Source organism: Gordonia sp. NPDC057258 (assembly GCF_042668985.1).
GTDB classification, from domain to species: Bacteria; Actinomycetota; Actinomycetes; order Mycobacteriales; family Mycobacteriaceae; genus Gordonia; species Gordonia hongkongensis.
In genome coordinates this window covers 191,645-208,530 of record NZ_JBHUXZ010000005.1, presented here as the reverse complement: position 1 = coordinate 208,530, position 16,886 = coordinate 191,645, and the positions used below count along the sequence as shown (strand labels likewise).

General features: G+C 70.2%; 15 protein-coding genes and 1 other RNA gene. 8 read left to right on the top strand and 8 right to left on the bottom strand.

The window, feature by feature from the left end; all coding sequences use genetic code 11:
• Positions 1-54: 54 nt before the first annotated feature.
• Positions 55-2,034, bottom strand: coding sequence for a protein kinase (locus ACFUEJ_RS06320; RefSeq protein WP_388028188.1), 1,980 nt, complete (start codon positions 2,032-2,034; stop codon positions 55-57).
• 130 nt (positions 2,035-2,164) lie between these two features.
• Positions 2,165-2,974, bottom strand: coding sequence for a spermidine synthase (locus ACFUEJ_RS06315; RefSeq protein ID WP_388028185.1), 810 nt, complete (start codon positions 2,972-2,974; stop codon positions 2,165-2,167).
• A 126-nt stretch (positions 2,975-3,100) separates the two neighbouring features.
• Here ACFUEJ_RS06315 and ACFUEJ_RS06310 point away from each other — a divergent pair, with 126 nt between their 5' ends.
• Entirely contained in the window at positions 3,101-4,138 is a 1,038-nt protein-coding gene (locus ACFUEJ_RS06310) for a cobalamin biosynthesis protein (RefSeq protein ID WP_388028183.1), read from the top strand.
• Here the strand turns inward: ACFUEJ_RS06310 and ACFUEJ_RS06305 are convergent.
• Positions 4,116-5,102: an SURF1 family protein gene (locus ACFUEJ_RS06305; protein WP_388028180.1), complete on the bottom strand. Its 987-nt coding sequence runs from the start codon at positions 5,100-5,102 to the stop codon at positions 4,116-4,118. The two genes, ACFUEJ_RS06310 and ACFUEJ_RS06305, sit on opposite strands and share 23 nt — an antisense overlap.
• A gap of 37 nt (positions 5,103-5,139) precedes the next feature.
• On the opposite strand from ACFUEJ_RS06305, the gene ACFUEJ_RS06300 reads away from it, so the two are divergent.
• The gene (locus ACFUEJ_RS06300) at positions 5,140-6,144 is read left to right on the top strand and encodes a putative zinc-binding metallopeptidase (protein ID WP_058253129.1); all 1,005 of its coding nucleotides are present in this window, start codon (positions 5,140-5,142) and stop codon (positions 6,142-6,144) included.
• A 305-nt stretch (positions 6,145-6,449) separates the two neighbouring features.
• On the opposite strand, the gene ACFUEJ_RS06295 is transcribed toward ACFUEJ_RS06300, so the two are convergent.
• A complete protein-coding gene (locus tag ACFUEJ_RS06295; protein ID WP_058253128.1) occupies positions 6,450-6,929 on the bottom strand; it encodes a low molecular weight protein-tyrosine-phosphatase in 480 nt (159 codons plus the stop codon).
• 50 nt (positions 6,930-6,979) lie between these two features.
• Positions 6,980-7,666 (bottom strand): HAD hydrolase-like protein, encoded by a 687-nt coding sequence (locus tag ACFUEJ_RS06290; protein WP_388028176.1) that lies wholly within the window; start codon positions 7,664-7,666, stop codon positions 6,980-6,982.
• Between the two features lie 30 nt (positions 7,667-7,696).
• On the opposite strand from ACFUEJ_RS06290, the gene cobC reads away from it, so the two are divergent.
• From cobC to ACFUEJ_RS06260, 6 genes are all read left to right on the top strand, one after another.
• Positions 7,697-8,839, top strand: coding sequence for an Rv2231c family pyridoxal phosphate-dependent protein CobC (cobC, locus tag ACFUEJ_RS06285; protein WP_388028173.1), 1,143 nt, complete (start codon positions 7,697-7,699; stop codon positions 8,837-8,839).
• Complete coding sequence (locus ACFUEJ_RS06280) at positions 8,817-9,959, top strand: Nif3-like dinuclear metal center hexameric protein (RefSeq protein WP_388028170.1); 1,143 nt, start codon at positions 8,817-8,819, stop codon at positions 9,957-9,959. The genes cobC and ACFUEJ_RS06280 overlap by 23 nt, the downstream gene beginning before the upstream one ends.
• 81 nt (positions 9,960-10,040) lie before the next feature.
• The gene (locus ACFUEJ_RS06275; RefSeq protein WP_388028168.1) at positions 10,041-10,778 is read left to right on the top strand and encodes a zinc ribbon domain-containing protein; all 738 of its coding nucleotides are present in this window, start codon (positions 10,041-10,043) and stop codon (positions 10,776-10,778) included.
• Positions 10,779-10,782: 4 nt separating this feature from the next.
• Positions 10,783-11,472, top strand: a complete 690-nt coding sequence (locus tag ACFUEJ_RS06270; protein WP_388028165.1) for a histidine phosphatase family protein — start codon at positions 10,783-10,785, stop codon at positions 11,470-11,472.
• 50 nt (positions 11,473-11,522) lie between these two features.
• An RNA gene (rnpB, locus tag ACFUEJ_RS06265) (RNase P RNA component class A) lies at positions 11,523-11,937 on the top strand.
• A 26-nt stretch (positions 11,938-11,963) separates the two neighbouring features.
• Positions 11,964-13,406, top strand: a complete 1,443-nt coding sequence (locus ACFUEJ_RS06260; protein WP_388028163.1) for an RNB domain-containing ribonuclease — start codon at positions 11,964-11,966, stop codon at positions 13,404-13,406.
• Between the two features lie 9 nt (positions 13,407-13,415).
• Here the strand turns inward: ACFUEJ_RS06260 and ACFUEJ_RS06255 are convergent, their stop codons facing one another.
• The 3 genes from ACFUEJ_RS06255 to panB all read right to left on the bottom strand — a co-directional run bounded on the left by ACFUEJ_RS06255 (position 13,416) and on the right by panB (position 16,837).
• The gene (locus ACFUEJ_RS06255) at positions 13,416-14,909 is read right to left on the bottom strand and encodes a CYTH and CHAD domain-containing protein (RefSeq protein WP_068971679.1); all 1,494 of its coding nucleotides are present in this window, start codon (positions 14,907-14,909) and stop codon (positions 13,416-13,418) included.
• Between the two features lie 67 nt (positions 14,910-14,976).
• Entirely contained in the window at positions 14,977-15,960 is a 984-nt protein-coding gene (gene pip, locus ACFUEJ_RS06250) for a prolyl aminopeptidase (RefSeq protein WP_068971680.1), read from the bottom strand.
• A gap of 31 nt (positions 15,961-15,991) precedes the next feature.
• A complete protein-coding gene (panB, locus tag ACFUEJ_RS06245; protein WP_058253120.1) occupies positions 15,992-16,837 on the bottom strand; it encodes a 3-methyl-2-oxobutanoate hydroxymethyltransferase in 846 nt (281 codons plus the stop codon).
• Positions 16,838-16,886 lie beyond the last annotated feature (49 nt).

Here is a 16,886-nt window from a genome sequence, read left to right as displayed (position 1 = left end):
GTTTGTCCCGGTTGCCGGGACAAACCGCAACCGGATCCACATGGACTCCGTGGGTCACCCGCCGACGGTCGCCTTCTGGATCAGCAGGTTCTGCTTCGGCGGGCCCGACGCCGCACCCGGGGCGTTCGGGGTGAAGCCGCCGGCCAGGACCTTGTCGAGGACGGCGAGTCCGGACGGGTCGATGGTGCCGACGGTCGAGTAGGTCAAGGGGAGGTCGGTGTCGTCGGCGAGCAGGAAGAACGTCGTGGATCCGGTGGCACCCTCGTCATCGGGCAGATCGAGGATGCCGACGGTGCCGCGTGGGTAGGTGACCTGCGGTACGCCGTCGTCGTCGGTGCCGGCCGACGGCAAATTCTCGGGCAGCTCGTCCGGGCTGGTCCAGCCCGGGTTGGTGCCCTCCCGGCCGCCGGACGAGCCGCAGATCAGGTACTGCCGCGACGCGCGGTGACACTTGCTGTTGTCGTAGAAACCGGACTCGATCAACGACACCATCGCCCCCACGTTGCAGGGCGCCTCGGCACGGTCGAGCGTCAGGTCGATCGTGCCCTGGCCGGCAATGGGGATCTGCGCGTCGACCGTTCCGGTGTTCGGCTGGCTCGGGGCGGGAGCGGGCTGGGTGATGCCGCCGACCGCGGTTCGTGTCGGGTAGTCGCACGCAACGGTGCCCGCCGGGATCGCACTGGTCGACGTGCTCGGCGGGGCCGGGTCCTCATCGCCCGAACCGGCCAGGACCACGATGATGCCGGTGACCGCCAGCGCGATCACGACCAGCCCGGCTCCCACCGCGATGGCCACATTCCGTCCGGTGTTCGATTTCCGCGGCGGGGCGGTCGGGGTGCCCCACTGGCCCGGGCCCGCGAACTGTTGCGGGCCGGAGAACTGTTGCGGGCCGGAGTGCTGGGGGCCCGAATAGGACTGGGGACCCGAGCGCTGGGGACCCGGGTAGGACGGCGCGCCCGAATAGGACTGGGGTCCCGAATAAGCCTGGGGGCTCGAAAGTCGTTGCGGGCCGGACTGTCCCGGCGGTGGCCCGAAACCGGGGGCGCCGCCGGGCTGTCCGGGCGCGGGTGTGCCGGGCGAGATGACCGTCCGATCCGAGGGGACCGGACTCCCTGGCTTGCGAAACGCGTCCGAGCCGGGCCCTCCGGGCGCGTAGGTGGGCGGGGCCATCGGGGGTGGTGTCACGATGCGCGGTGTCACCGTCGGCGGTGCCGACGACGCGGGCGGTTCGGTCAGCGCCGACGCCGCGGCCCGGATCAGTTCGCGCGCCGTCGGATAGCGCTGCGCCGGATCCTTGGCGAGTCCGCGCGCGATGACCGGGTCGAGCGGACCGCCCATCGTCGGCGGTTCCTTGGTGATGTGCGCGGCCATCAGACCCTGATCGGTTTTCACCGGATACGGGGTCTGACCGGTGACACATTCGTACAACACGCAGGCCAACGCGTAGTTGTCCGAACTCGGCCCGGCGGGGTCGTCGCCGAACCGCTCCGGCGCCATGTAGGCGAGTGTCCCGAGCGCGGTCCCGATCTGGGTGAGGCGGCTGTCGCTCGCGCCCTGCGCGATGCCGAAGTCGACGAGGTAGGCGAAGTCGTCGGCGTCGACGAGGATGTTGTCCGGCTTGATGTCTCGGTGGACGAGGCCGTTGCGGTGCGCGGCGTCGAGAGCCGACGCCACCTGGCCGAGGATCGCAACCGCCCGGGCGGCGGGCAGCGGACCGGCGGCGAGCAGCTTGCGCAGGTCCTGCCCGTCGACGAGCCGCATGTCGATGAAGAGGACGCCGTCCTTCTCGCCCCAGTCGTGGATCGGGATGACGTGCGGGTCGGAGAGCTTCGCCGCGGTCTTCGACTCCCGCTCGAAGCGCTCGCGGAAGTCCTTGTCGTGCACCAGGTGTGGGGGCAGGAGTTTCAGGGCGACGCGGCGTTCCCGGACGGTGTCGTAGGCCTCGTAGACCTCACCCATCCCGCCACGACCCAGGAGTCTGTCGATGCGGTACGGACCCAGCGTCGTACCCGCACGCGACGATGGATCGCTCACGTCATCCTCGGTTCCTCGGCGTCGGGATCGAACCCAACCCTATCCATTGGCGACGACAGGTGTGCAGCGTGTGCCGGCAGCCGGGTCACGACTCCGCGTCCGGCGGGCGGCTGCGCGACCACCCCGGTGCTCAGGGCTTGTCGGTCAGGGCCTCGCCGCGGGCGAACTCGCGGGCCCGGTCACCGGAGAGGATTCGCGCCGGTAGCGGATCGCTGAGCAGGGTGCGGACGAGCGTGGCCGACGGATCGAGCGGGGTGTCGCTGCCCGCGATCACGATGTTGCCGGTGCGTCGACCTTTGAACATCGCGGCGTCGGCGATGAGCGCGAGATGGTCGAACACCGATCCGACGGTCGCGGCTTCGGCGCGGGCGCCGGCGAGGTCCCGGCTGTCGCCGCAGTTGGCGAGATACAGGCCGCCGGGGACGAGGACGTCGCGGACGCGTTCGGTGAATTCGCGCGTCGTGAGGTGCCGTGGCGTGCGGTCGCCGGCAAACGCATCCCGCACGACGACCTCGCGGGTGCCCGGCTGCAGCGACTCGACGACCTGCCGCGCATCGCCGACCCGGATCCGGAGTTTCGGCGCCCGGGGGAGGTCGAACCACTCCCGTACGAGGCGTGCGAGTTCGGCGTCGATCTCGACGGCCACCTGGCGGGCGTCCGGGTAGCGGTGGTCGAGGTGGCGCGCCAATGCGCAGGCCGCCCCACCGAGATGCAGGACCCGGAGTCGATCGGTCGTCGGGTGCCGTTCGTCGATGACGGCCGCCATCTGCCGCAGGTACTCGAAGTCGAGCGCGGTCGGGTCGTCGGGGTGGATGTGCGAGCTGTGCGCCCCGTTGATGGTCAGCAGCCACCCGCCCGCGATGGTGTCGGGGCTCAACTCGGCGACGCCGGTGTCGATGTCGTACCGACCGGGTGTCGGGTGTGCGGTTGTCCGGGCCACGGGGGCCAAGTGTGGCACGGGCCCGGCGCCGGGAGCGAAGCGAGCGGGCCGAATGGGTGCCGGCGCCGGGAGCGAAGCGAGCGGGCCGAATGGGTGCCGGCGCCGGGAGCGAAGCGAGCGGGCCGAATGAACACGACCATCAGTGGATACCATCGCGCGGTGCCCAGACCGTCGCGTTTCCGTAGTCCGCACCCCGATCGCCGTCGTGGTGACGTCACCGCGGCGGGGTTGGTGGCCGGGTTCGTGCTCGACGAGCTGTTCGGTGATCCGTCGCGCGGTCACCCGGTGGCCGGATTCGGACGGCTGACGGGTGCGGTCGAGCGGCGTATGTACCGGGACTCGCGGGCGGCGGGCGTCGGGCTGGTCGGGGTGATGGTCGGTTCGACGGTGGCGCTCGCGGCGTTGCCCGGTCGGCGATCTGCAGGCGTTGTCGGCGTCGCGGTGACCGCGGCGTCGACGTGGGTGGCGCTGGGCGGCACGTCGCTGTGTCGGGTCGGCGATGCGGTCGCGCAAGCGTTGGAGGCCGAGGACCTCGAGGGTGCGCGAGCGCTCATTCCCAGCCTGTGCGGCCGGGACCCGGAGTCACTCGACAAGGCGGGGCTCTGCCGTGCAGCTCTCGAGTCGATCGCTGAGAACACCTCCGATGCGACCGTCGGTCCGCTGGTGTGGGGTGCATTGGCGGGTGTCCCCGGAGTGCTGGGGTATCGGGCGGTCAACACGCTCGATGCGATGGTCGGCTATCGGAGTGAGCGCTACCGGAACTTCGGCTGGGCGGCCGCGCGCCTCGACGATCTCGTGAACCTGCTGCCCGCGCGGCTGGCGGGTTCGCTGCTGGTGGTGATCGGCGGCGCCCCGCGGCGGACGATCGCGGCGTGGCGCCGGGACAGCAGTGCCCACCCGAGTCCGAACGCGGGGGTCGTCGAAGCCGGGTTCGCCGGGGCGCTGGGGGTGCAGCTGGGCGGTCGGACCGTCTACCCGTACGGCGTCGAGATGCGTCCGACGCTCGGTTCCGGACCGGCGCCGGGGCCGGCCGATCTCCGGGCCGCGGTCGCCTTGTCGCGGCGCGTGCAACGCGCGACGGTGCTCACCTGCGCGGTCGTCGCCGTGGTACGACCGGGCGTCGGAGCCGCGGCGAGGCGGCTCAGCCGCCGTATCGCCGGGTGAGCTTGTCGCGGACGTCGCCGGACTCGTCGTCGGCGCGCGGGCCATGGCCGATGTCGCCGACCTGCTGGGTCACTGTGGTCCCGGCGGCGGCCCGCAATTCCTCTCGACGGTGCTGCCGGCGCTGGGAGCGGGACTCGACGGTCGTGGTGGCAGCGGCGACCGGGTCGGACGGCTGGTCGACGGCGGTGCCGGCGGCCGCGGTCGCCGATGTCTCGGTCGCGGCAGCGGCAGCCCGGCGACGGGCGCGGATCTCGGAGTAGAGGAAGTAGCCGACGCCGAGGGGGGCCATCACGCCGAAGGCGAGCCACTGCAGGCCGTACGACAGGTAGGGGCCGGTGTCGAGCTGGGGCAGCGGGATCTCGCCGAGCGAGCCCGGCTGGTCGGGGGAGAGCTGCAGGTAGAAGTCGTCCATCGGGGTGGACGTCGCCGCGGACACCAGCCCCGGGTTGATGGTCGCGACGGTCAGTGCGCCGTTCTCGACGCGTGTGCCGCGATCGGTGCTGACGCTCTCGGCGGCCCGGATGCGGCCGTCGACGGTTTGCTCGCCGATGGGCGGGGCCGGGATGTCGGGGACCGCTCCCTCGACCGGGCGGACGAAACCGCGGTTGACGAGGATGACCCGGTCGGACCCGCTGACCGCGAACGGGGTGAGCACCTCCACCGCGGGGCGCTGATCGACGTTGCGGAGCCGGACGAGAGCCTGCCGGTCCGTCAGGTACCGCCCGGTCACCGCGACCGAACGCCACTCCGAGGACGGCACGAAGGTCGACGACGGCGCCACCTCCGCCAACGGTGCCGTCTCGATCGACGTGGCAGTGCGGATCAGGTCGTTGCGGCGTTCGGTGTCGGAGTTCTTGCCCAGCTGCCAGGGCGCGAGCAGGGTGAAGCAGGCCACCGCGAACGCCGCGACCACGAGACCGAGGGCGATCCACCCGGGCCGGAGGATCGTTCGCAGTACGTGCACACCGCCCAGGCTACCGAGCGGGGGTAGCCTGATCGAAATGCGAGACTTCCTCTGCTTGAAGTGCGGTCAGCGTCTCTCCTTCGAGAACAGTCTGTGTCTGAACTGCCGGAGCCCGCTCGGCTTCTGGCTGAAGACCAGGACCATCCACGTCCTCGACGACCAGGCGCGCGTGGAGGTGGACGGCGTGCTGCTCGAACGCTGTGCCAATACCAAGGTCGCGCAATGCAATTGGCTGGTGAAGTGGAGCGGCAAGCCGACCATGTGTGAGTCGTGCCGCCTCACCCGTACCCGTCCCGGCGACGACGATCCCGAGGCGCTGGTCATCTTCGGCCAGACCGAGACCGCCAAGCGTCGCCTCATCCTGGAACTCGACGAACTCGGGCTCCCCATCGAGACCCGGGAGGAGAACCCGGAGTCCGGGCTGGCCTTCGACCTGCTCTCCAGTGCGAAGCAGTCGGTCATCACCGGTCATGCGAACGGCGTCATCACCCTCGACCTCGCCGAGGGGGACGACGTCCACCGCGAACAGATGCGCGTCGAACTCGCCGAACCGTACCGGACCGTCCTCGGGCACTTCCGGCACGAGATCGGCCACTACTACCAGCTCGTCCTCATCACCGACGAGCGACGAGCGGGCTTCGAGGAGCTGTTCGGAAACCCCGACGACGACTATCAGGCGGCTCTAGACCGCCACTACAGCGAGGGCGCTCCCGAGGGCTGGCGGCAGGACTTCGTGTCCTCGTACGCGACGATGCACCCGGCGGAGGATTTCGCGGAGACGTTCGCGCACTACCTGCACATCCGCGACACGCTCGACACCGCAGCGGCGTTCGCCATGGCGCCCGCGGGCACGACCTTCGACGGGGTGCCGCCCGGGGACGTGGGATTCGACCGGGTCATCGACGAGTGGCTACCGCTGACGTGGGCGCTCAACCAGATCAACCGGTCGATGGGCCATCCCGACCTCTACCCGTTCGTGCTGCCCGAGACGGTTCTGACCAAGATCCGCTTCGTGCACAATCTCATCGCGCCGGCGGCCTGAGACTGAGTCCCTGATCCGAAAGAACGACCCGCCCCCTGCTCCCTGAGGAGCGCCCGGAGCTTGCGGAGGGCGCGTCACGAAGGGTCTCGCAACCGACCTCTTCAAGACCCTTCGTGACGGCCTCCGCAAGCTCCGGCCTCCTCAGGGAGCAGTAGTTGGGCTCGCTCCGAGGGCAACGAGTCTTGTCAATGCGGGCGCTCCTCAGGGAGCAGTAGTTGGGCTCGCTCCGAGGGCAACGAGTCTTGTCAATGCGGGCGCTCCTCAGGGAGCAGAGGACAGACCGGCGGTTTTGTGGTTCTTTCGGATCAGGACACCCCGAGTTCGGCCCGCACCCAGTCGATCAGGCCCGGCATCGAACCCTCGATCTGTTCGCGTGTCACCACGAAGTCGTCGGGGGTGCCGTAGTACGGGTCGGCGAGATCGAGGTCGTCGGCGGGCGCGGACGGATCGAACGAGCGCAGCAGTCGTGTGCGGTCGCCGAGACGTTTGCGTTCGAGTTCGCGCACGTGGCCCTCGTCCATCGCGAGCAGAAGGTCGGCCTCGAAATGTTCAGGTCCGATCAACGCGGCGACATGTGCGTCGGAGTACCCGTGCGCGACCAATTCGGTTCGCGCGCGATTGTCGGCCGGCTCACCGATGTGATAGCCGCTCGTCCCGCAACTGGACACACGCACCTTGCCGCCGAGTCCGGCGTCGTCGAGTGCCGTTCGGAAGATGTTCTGCGCCATCGGTGACCGGCAGATGTTGCCCGTACACACGAAGCAGATGTGAAGTTCGTCAGACACTGCTACCTCAACAAGTCGATGTGCGCCTCAGCCGGTCGTCGGGTACGAGGTCACGCACCCAGGACGTCGCGGAGTTCGGCCACGGACTCGACCACCCAGGTCGCACCCTGGTCCTCCCCGCCCAGAGCGTAACCCCACCGCACGAGAATCGCTGAGATGCCGAATTCGGCCGCGCCCAGCACGTCATGGCTGCGGTCGCCGATCATCACGACCGGAGTGGTCACGTGCCCGGTCTGCGGGTCGGTGGGCAGTCCGAGTTCGGCGAGGGCGGAGGCGATCACGTCGGCTTTCTCGCGGCGGGTGCCGTCGTCGCTGGCCCCGGCGATGTAGCGGAAGTGTCCGGCCAGACCGAAGTGCTCGAGGATCCGACGCGCGGTGGTCTGGTTCTTCGACGTCGCGATCGTCAGGGTCCGGCCGCCGGCGGCCAGATCGGCGAGCAGCTCGGCCATCCCGTCGAACACCGAGTTCTCCAACCAGCCGACCTCGGTGTATCGCTCTCGGTACGCGCGCATCGCCTTGTCGGCCGTCTCGGGCGAGAGTCCCAGGGCATTCAGCGTGTCGATCATCGGCGGCCCGGCGATGCCGGCCACGATGCGCGGGTCGGGCTCGGGCGCCCCGACCACGGCGAGAGCATGCCGAAAGCTGTTCTCGATACCTGCGAAGCTGTCGGTGACCGTGCCGTCGAGGTCGACGAGTAGGACGGTCTCGGGATGGCGGGGATCCGGCGTCGTCGTCACCTCTCCATCGTGCACGTAAGGTCTGAACACATGACAGTTGGGTACGAAGCGCTCGACGTCGAGACTGGCCCGGCCGGGACACCGCCGCCGCGCGCCGATCTGACCGACCCGGAACGTCACGGCGACCAGGACGCCGCGCCGGGGCTCGTCGACTTCGCCGTGAACGTCCGCGGTACACCGCCCGCGTTCGTCCTCGACGCCATCCGGTCGGGACTCGACGATCTCGCGCGATATCCGACCGGAGCGCAGGAGCGACGCGCCGTCGACGCGATCGCCGCAGCACACGGCCGTCGCCCCGAGGAAGTGCTGCTGCTCTCCGGAGCCGCCGACGGGTTCGAGATGCTCCCGCGGCTGGGGGCTCGTCACGCGGCCCTGATCCAGCCGTCGTTCACCGAGCCGGAGATCGTGCTCCGCGCCGCGGGCATCCCGATCACGCAGGTCGCGCTGACCGCACCCTGGGAGCTGCCCGGTCCGGGAGACAGCGGGACCGCCGTGCCGGACGACGCCGATCTCGTCATCCTGGGCAATCCCACGAACCCGACGTCGGTGCTGCACCCGGTCGAGGCCATCGCCGCATTGCGCAGGCCGGGACGGATCCTCGTCGTCGACGAGGCCTTCGCCGACCTCACCCTGGGCGCCGACGGGTCACTCGAACCCCAGTCCCTCGCCTCGGCCGACTGGCCCGACCTTCTCGTGATCCGCAGTGTGACAAAGACTTTCGGTCTCGCTGGACTCCGCGCGGGTTATCTGCTCGGGCCGGTCGACCTGCTCGATCGACTCCGCGCCGGCCGACGACCGTGGGCCGTGTCGACCCCCGCGCTGGCCGCGCTGACCGCCTGCGTCGAGGAACAGGGGCAGCGATACTGCGCCGAGACCGCCCGGCGGGTCGCCGACGAGCGCACCGAGATGGTCGCCGAGCTGACGCGGGTCGGACTCCGGGTGGCGGCCGAGTCCGCGGCGCCCTTCCTGCTCGTCGAGATGAACCACGCCACCGAGGTGAAGCAGCGGCTGATCCGCCACGGATTCGCGGTGCGCAGCTGCGCCAATTTCGTCGGCCTCGGCGACTCGCATCTTCGTCTCGCCGTCCGGGCACTTCCGCAGGTCCGCGCGCTCACGCGGGCGATCGAGTTGGTACGAGAGGAGATCGACAGTGGAACCGGCGAACGCGTCTGACGCGACTGTGACGGTGGGCGACGTGGTCGACGTCGTGGAGCGGGCTTATCCGCCCGCCCTCGCCGAATCGTGGGATGCGGTCGGTCTGGTGTGTGGCGACCGGGCCGACCCGGCGCGCGGCGTGCTGGTGTGCGTGGACGTCACCGATGCGGTGGTCGACGCCGCGGTCGCGGCCGGCGCAGGGATCATCGTCGCCCATCACCCGCTCCTCCTGCGCGGTGTCACCACTGTGGCCGCCGACACCCCCAAGGGCCGGATCGTCCATCGGCTGATCCGCAACGGGATCGCGCTGCTGTGCGCACACACCAACGCCGACAGTGCGCGCCCCGGCGTCTCCGACGCGCTGGCCGACCGGCTGGGGTTGCGCGGCACCGTTCCCATCGACCCGAAACCGGTTGCGGCGATGGACAAGTGGGTCGTGATGGTGCCGGAGGGCAACGTCGAGCAGGTCAGCGAGGCGATGTTCGCCGCGGGTGCGGGGGCGATCGGCGACTACCGGGACTGCTCGTGGACGGTCGTCGGAACCGGGCAATTCGAGGCCGGCGACGACGCCTCACCGACGATCGGCGAGATCGGGATGCGCACCCACGTCGACGAGGCGCGGGTCGAGATGGTCGCCTCGCGCGGACTGCGGGCCGGCGTCTTGCGCGCCTTACGCGACGCGCACCCGTACGAGGAGCCGGCCTTCGACGTGTTCGAACTGGCCGACCTGGGCAGCGACGTCGGGCTGGGTCGCGTCGGGTCGCTCACCGAGCCGATGACGTTGCGCGACTTCGTCGCCGAGGCCGCCCGGGTGTTGCGAACCCCGGCGGGTGTCCGCGCCGCGGGAGACCCGGACGCGCTGGTGCGGACCGTCGCGGTGTGCGGCGGGGCCGGGGACTCCTTGCTCGGACGTATCCACGGTCTCGGCGTCGACGTCTACCTGACCGGTGATCTCCGTCATCATCCGGTCGACGAGAGTCTGCGCGACGGTGGGCCGGCCCTGGTCGACGCCGGACACTGGGCGACCGAGTTCCCGTGGTGTGCGCAGGTCGAAGCGTTGCTCGAGGCCGAATTGGGCATGCCGGTGAGCGTCTTCGAGGCGCCGACCGATCCGTTCGCGCTGCACAGTGCGGGCTGACTCGGGAGAAACCGAGCCGCCGCCGGCTCGCGCGCGCCCCCCGCGTACGGTGGGGGGACTTTCGCCGAAGAGGAGACCGCAATGAAAGTCGACGCCGCCGTGCAGCGACTGCTGCTCGATCTCGCGGACTCCGATGCCGAGATCAATCGTCTCGTTCATCGCCGCAAGACCCTGCCGGAGGACGCCGAGATCGCCGAACACAATTCCGCGATCGATGCCGCCCGTGACGATCTGGTGCGCGCGGAGATCGCCGCCGAGGACCTCGGACGCGAGTACCGCCGGATCGACTCCGAGGTGACCGGTATGGCCAACCGTGAGGCCAAGGACTCGGCCCTGTTGACCGCCGGTGGTCTGGCGCCGAAAGCGTTGTCGGAGTTGCAGCACGAGCTCGCGGGCCTGGGTCGTCGGCGAGCGGTGCTCGAAGACGAGATGCTGTCGCTGATGGAGCAGCAGGAGGCCGTCGAGTCCGAACGCACCCGGGCCGCGGCGACCATCAGCCACCTCGAGGAGAAGGTCGCCGAAGCGCAGGTCCGGCGCGACAAGTCCCTCGAGACCATCGACGAGGACCTGTCGCGCGCGCGGGAGCGCCGCGAGACCCTCGAAGCCGAGATCGATGCGCCGCTGCTCGCGCTGTACGACAAACAACGTGCCGGCGGCCGTATCGGCGCCGGCCTGCTGCGGGCACGCCGATGCGGTGCCTGCCGGATGGAACTCGACCGCGGGACCATCGCCACCATCGCCGCGGCGCAGTCCGACGAGGTGATCCGGTGCGAGGAGTGCGGCGCGATCCTCGTGCGGACCGCCGAGTCCGGGATCTAGATACATGACCGCGACCGCCGAAGAGTCTGTCCCCGAGGGTTCGGCGACCAAGGCGCCGTCGTGGCAGGGTCGGCGCAGCGATCCGACCCGGTTCATCCTGCTCCGGCACGGCCAGACGCCCCTGTCGGTGGAGCGGCGCTACTCCGGGCGAGGCAACCCGGACCTCACCGACGAGGGTCGACGCCAGGCCCGCGCCGCCGCCGCGCGCGTGGTGCGCGAGGAGGGGATCGCCGCGATCGTGACCTCGCCGCTGCGGCGTGCACGATCGACGGCCGAGGAGGTCGCCGTGCTGACCGGGATCGACGTCGTCGAACATCCCGGGCTGATCGAGAACGACTTCGGTGACTGGGAGGGTCTGACGTTCACCGAGGCGTCGCAGCGCGACCCGGATCTGCACCGCGCGTGGCTGTCCGACATCACCGTGCCCGCGCCCGGCGGGGAGAGCTTCGCGCAGGTCGCCGAACGCATTTCGCGGACGAAAGCCGAACTGCTGCAGAGGTATCCGGGTCAGACCGTGGTGCTGGTCTCGCATGTCACGCCCATCAAGACGCTGCTGCAGGACGCGCTCGGCGTCGGACCCGAACTGCTGTTCCGGCTGCACCTCGACCTCGCGTCGGTGTCGATCGCCGAGTACTTCGACGACGGCGGCTCCGTCGTGCGGCTCGTCAACGACGCCGCGCACTGGCGCGTCTGACGCCGCCGTCGAGGGTCCGCACAACGCCTGCCGTATCCTGGGTGCGCGAACGAGTCGGCCGGGCGGCCGCGGTGCGCGGAACGGGCGGTCTCCCGTCACGCCGCGCATCGAGGAAAGTCCGGACTCCGCAGAGCAGGGTGGTTGTCAACGGCAACCCGGGGTGACCCGCGGGACAGTGCCACAGAGAACAGACCGCCGGCCGCGAGGTCGGTAAGGGTGAAACGGTGCGGTAAGAGCGCACCAGCGGCACGGGTGACCGTGCCGGCTCGGTAAACCCCACCCGGAGCAAGGCCGAAGCACGCACCTCACGGTGCGTGTGCGCGGGCGTCACGAGGGCTGCTCGCCCCAGCCCGCGGGTGGGCCGCTCGAGGTACCCGGCGACGGTGTGCCCAGATGGATGGTCGCCGCCCACGCGGTCTCACGACCGTGCGGGAACAGGATCCGGCTTACGTGCCGACTCGTTCGCCTCACTCTTCTCTAGGGTTGGGGGAGTGAAGCGCATCCTCTCCGCCCCCGACATCGACTTCGCCGGTATACGCACCGAACTGGGCGTCGACGAGGAGTACGGCGACGATGCCCTCGCCGAAGCCCGGGCCACCGCGCAGATGATCGACTCCGGCGCTCCGGGTGCCGACCGGTACGCCGACGTCCGCGAGGACCACACCGGCGTCCCCTTCGTCACGATCGACCCGCCGACGTCCCGGGATCTCGACCAGGCGGTGCACCTCACCGCCGACGGCGACGGGTTCGTCGTCGACTACGCGATCGCCGATGTCGCGGCCCTGATCACCCCCGAAGGTGCTCTCGACCAGGAGAGCCGGCGACGCGGCGCGACCGTGTACTTCCCGGACGGGTCGGTCCCGTTGCACCCTCGCGCACTGTCCGAGGGCGCGGGTTCCCTTCTGCCGGAGCAGGTCAGACTGTGTGTGCTGTGGACCATCCGGGTGGCCGGCGACGGATCGGTGACCGATGTCCGGGTGCGGCGGTCCCGCATCGCCTCGGTCGCGCGCCTCGACTACGCCGGGGTCTCGGCCGATGCCGCCGCCGGCCGGCTGCATCCCGCCATCGCCGCCCTGCCCGCATTCGGCGAACTGCGACGCGAGGTCGCGCTGGCGCGGGGCGCGGTCGAACTCGACCTGCCCGACCAGACGGTCGTCCGCACGGCCGACGGGTGGCGTCTTGATCTCGAGGCACACACACCCGCCGACATGTGGAACTCGCAGGTGTCGCTGCTGGCCGGGATGTGCGCGGGCACGATCATGGCCGAGGCCGGTGTCGGGCTGCTGCGCACCCTGCCGCCGGCCGAGGAGGACGCGATCGAGGATCTGCGTGCCGCTGCCCGGGCCCTCGGGGTTCAGTGGCCGGCCGGCTTGCCGGTGGGCCGGTTCCTGGCGGGGCTACCGGGTGGCGAGCCGAGCACGCTCGCCCTGCAATCGGCCGCGGCCGGGCTCATGCGGGGTGCCAACTACCTCGCCCTCACCGGACCCGACGACGCCGTCGATGACGCGCTGATGCGGCATTCGGCGATCGGTGGGCTCTATGCCCATGTCACCGCACCGCTGCGGCGGCTCGGGGACCGGTTCGCCACCGAGGTGTGTCTGGCGATCGCATCCGGTACGCCGGTACCGGACTGGGTGCACCGCGCGTTGCCGACGCTGCCCAAGATCCTGCGGTCGGCCGACACTCTCGGCGCCACCGCGGATCGCGCGAGCATCGACCTGGCGGAAGCCGTCATCTTGCGTGAGCGGGTGGGTGAGCGGTTCGACGCGGTCGTGATGTCGGGCGCGACCGAGCGCAGGCAGGCGCAGATCTTCCTGTCCGATCCGCCGGTGGTCGCGCGCAGCGCGGGTGATCTACGCCCCGGCGACCGCGTGGCCGTCGAACTCACCAAAGCCGACGAAGTGACCCGGACGGTGGAGTTCCGCGAGGTGTGAGGTGTTCGGTCAGAGTTCCTTGGCGACTCGGCGGTACGCGGCGATCGCGCGGTGCCCGTCGGCCTCGAGCCGGGCGTCGATCCGGCCGAGTACGAACATGTCGGGGCCGCCGAGGGTGCCGGCCGAGGCGATCTGTGCGAGTCGCGTCCGGTTGATCCGGGTGTCGTTGAAATCGCCCAGCGCGGACTGGATCTTCTTGGCCGCCACGCCGACCTCGCGATACTTCTTCTTCCCGAGCGGTTCGGTCGCGTCGATGCTGTAGCGCAGCCGCTTGGCGCGCTTGCGGATGGTGTGCAGCTGCTCCTCCCACTCGTCGGAACCCTCGGCGAAGCCGGCGAGACGAGCCTGTGCGCGGTGGATGTGCTTGCGGCTGCGGGCGATCGCCTTGTCGACGACCGTGGTCGCCGGGATGTCGGCGTCGGGGCCCGGTGGGGGCGACGCGATCAGGCCGTCGATGCTGTCGAGCAGGGCGAAGTACCGCTTCGACGACATCGCGGCGTGTGCCGCGCGCAGGGCGCGATCGTGGGCGGTGACCTCGGTGCCGGCGAGCTCGGCGAGCAGCTCCGGCGAGGCGTTCTCGCCACGCAGCAGTGATTCGCTCAACTCGAGCTGCACCTCTGAATCGCGTGCGTCGCCGAGGATCTGGGCGAGCAGCTTCAGCTCGGCGCCGATGTGGGCGGTGCGCTCGGCGTCGAGGACGGTGGGGAAGCCCGACAACACGCTGCGCAGGCGGCGGCACGCCACGCGCATCTGGTGCACCGCGTCGGGGGCGTCGACGCGCACCAGGGGATCGTAGGCGACCAGCGAATTGCGGTGCAGCGCAATGTCGGTGACGACGAGTTCGAGTGCGGTGGGTCGCTTGGACAGGCGCGGTTCGTGCACGGTCGGGGTGGCGCCGATCGCACGGGCGAGTTTCGACGCGCTCGACGCCTCGCGGCCGCCCCCGGCACGCAGCGCTTTGTCGGCGGCCTTCAGGAGCTTCGGCGTGCCACCGGCGAGGAGCTCGAACTCCCACTCCGCCCACTGCTGGCTGTGACCGCCGGGCAGGAGCGACTGGGCGGTGACGAGGTCCTCGGCGAGTTCGGCGAGCGGCTCGTCGTCGGCGCCGAGCAACCGGGTCACGGTGCGCGTCGTGGAGATGACGGCGACCGGCATCAGGGTGCGTTCGCGGATGTGGGCCAGGACCGGTGTCGACAGCGCGTCGGGGACGTCGCCGTCCGCGGGCGCCTCGTCGAAGCCCACGTGCAGCTCTCGCCGGGTTCCCGGAATGCCCGTGGGGCGCTTGAGGTGCCAGCCCTGGTCGCTTCCGCCGGTACGCCGACGCATGGTGATCTTGTTGCCGGCGAGGTCGAGGTTCTCGGTGTCGAAATAGGTGGCGTCGAGTGAGAACGTCTCCGGGGTCGTCGCCGACACGACACCGGGCAGCACCCGCAGGTCGGGGGCCACGTGTCCGGCGTCCACGTCGAACTTCAGCTCCACCTCGACCTGCTCGGATGCGGCCACCTGTTCCTCCTGGTTTCTCGACGGCTGTCCGTCGAGCTTAGTGGTGCGTGCGGAGTACTGGCGTCGGCTACCGCGCGAACCGGTCCGTGGCCTCGATCAGGTGGTGTCTGATACCCGGCTCGTACGATGCGTGCCCGGCGTCGGCGACGATGCGGAGATCGGCAGCCGGCCAGGCGCGGTGCAGGTCCCAGGCGCTGCGCATCGGGCACACGACGTCGTAGCGGCCCTGCACGATCACGCCGGGGATGGAGGCGATCGTGTCGATCTCGTCGAGGAGCTGACCGTCGCGCAGGAATCCGTGATTGACGAAGTAGTGGTTCTCGATCGATGCGAAGGCGAGGTCGAAGCGGTCGGTGTCCTTCTTCTGGGGGTCGTCCGCCGAGGAACCGTCCGACTCCTCGTCGGGGCGGGGGAGGAGATAGCTGGTCGCCTGCTCCCAACCCGTCCAGGCGCGGGCGGCGGCGCGGGCCGTCGCGGCGTCCCCGGAGGTGAGCAGGCGGTGATAGGCGGCGACGAGGTCGCCGTCGCGTTCGTCGACGGGGATGGGCTCGAGGTAGCTCTCCCACAGGTCGGGGTAGATGTGGGCGGCCCCGCCGTTGTAGTACCAGTCGATCTCGCTGCGCCGCAGCAGAAAGATGCCGCGCAGCACGAGTTCGGTGACGCGGTCGGGATGGGCTTGCGCGTAGGCGAGACCGAGTGTCGAACCCCAGGAACCGCCGAAGACCTGCCAGCGGTCGATCCCGAGATGAGTACGGAGGCGCTCCATGTCGGCGATGAGGTGCGGTGTCGTGTTGACGGTGAGGTTCGCGCCGTCGGCGATGTGGGGCCGGGACTGTCCGCAGCCGCGCTGGTCGAACAGGACGATCCGGTACTTCGCCGGGTCGAAGAACCGGCGCTGCGCCGGGGACGTCCCGCCCCCGGGCCCGCCGTGCACGAACACGGCGGGTTTGCCGTCCGGGTTGCCGGAGGTCTCCCAGTAGATCTGCTGGCCGTCGCCGCCGTCGAGATGGCCGGAGGCGTAGGGCTCGATCTCCGGGTAGAAGTTCCGCATGGACGTCAGCGTAGTGCTGACGTCCGGGCTCTCAGTAGCTGTGTTCGGGGCCGGGGAACACTCCGCGGCGCACCTCGTCGGCGTATTGCTCGGCGGCCGAGCGTAATTCGCCTCCGACATCGGCGAAGCGCTTGACGAACTTCGCGGTCTTGCCGTGGGTGAGTCCGGCCATGTCCTGCCACACGAGGACCTGCGCGTCGGTCTCGTTGCCCGCGCCGATGCCGACGGTCGGGATGGTCAGCTTGCGGGTGATCTGACCGGCGAGATCGGCCGGCACCATCTCCATCACCACGGCGAAGGCGCCCGCCTCCTGGACGGCGATGGCGTCGGCGACGAGCTGATCGGCGCCGTCCCCGCGGCCCTGGACACGGAAGCCGCCGAGCCCGTTGACGCTCTGCGGGGTGAACCCGATGTGGGCCATGACCGGGATGCCGGCCGCGGTCAGCGCCGCGATCTGCGGGGCGACGCGTTCACCGCCTTCGAGTTTCACCGCGTGCGCACCGGTCTCCTTGAAGATCCGGAATGCGTTCTCGAGGGCGTGCTGCGGGCCGATCTCGTAGCTGCCGAACGGCATGTCGGCTACGACGAGTGCATGCGGTGCGCCGCGTACGACGGCGCGGATGAGCGGGATCATCTCGTCGACGGTGACCGGGATGGTGGTGTCGTAGCCCAGGACGACGTTGGCGGCGGAGTCGCCGACGAGCAGGACGGGGATCTCGGCGGCGTCGAAGATGCGGGCGGAGGAGTAGTCGTATGCGGTGAGCATCGACCACTTCTCGCCCTCGGCCTTCATCTGCGCGAGATGGTGGATGCGGGTCACGCGTCGCTTGGCGGACTGGGCGGGGGCGGACGCGCCGTAAACCGAGGAATCGGACATCGTTGTCTCTTTTCTGCCTCGAGTCCCGACTGGCCGGAGAGGCGCGGCG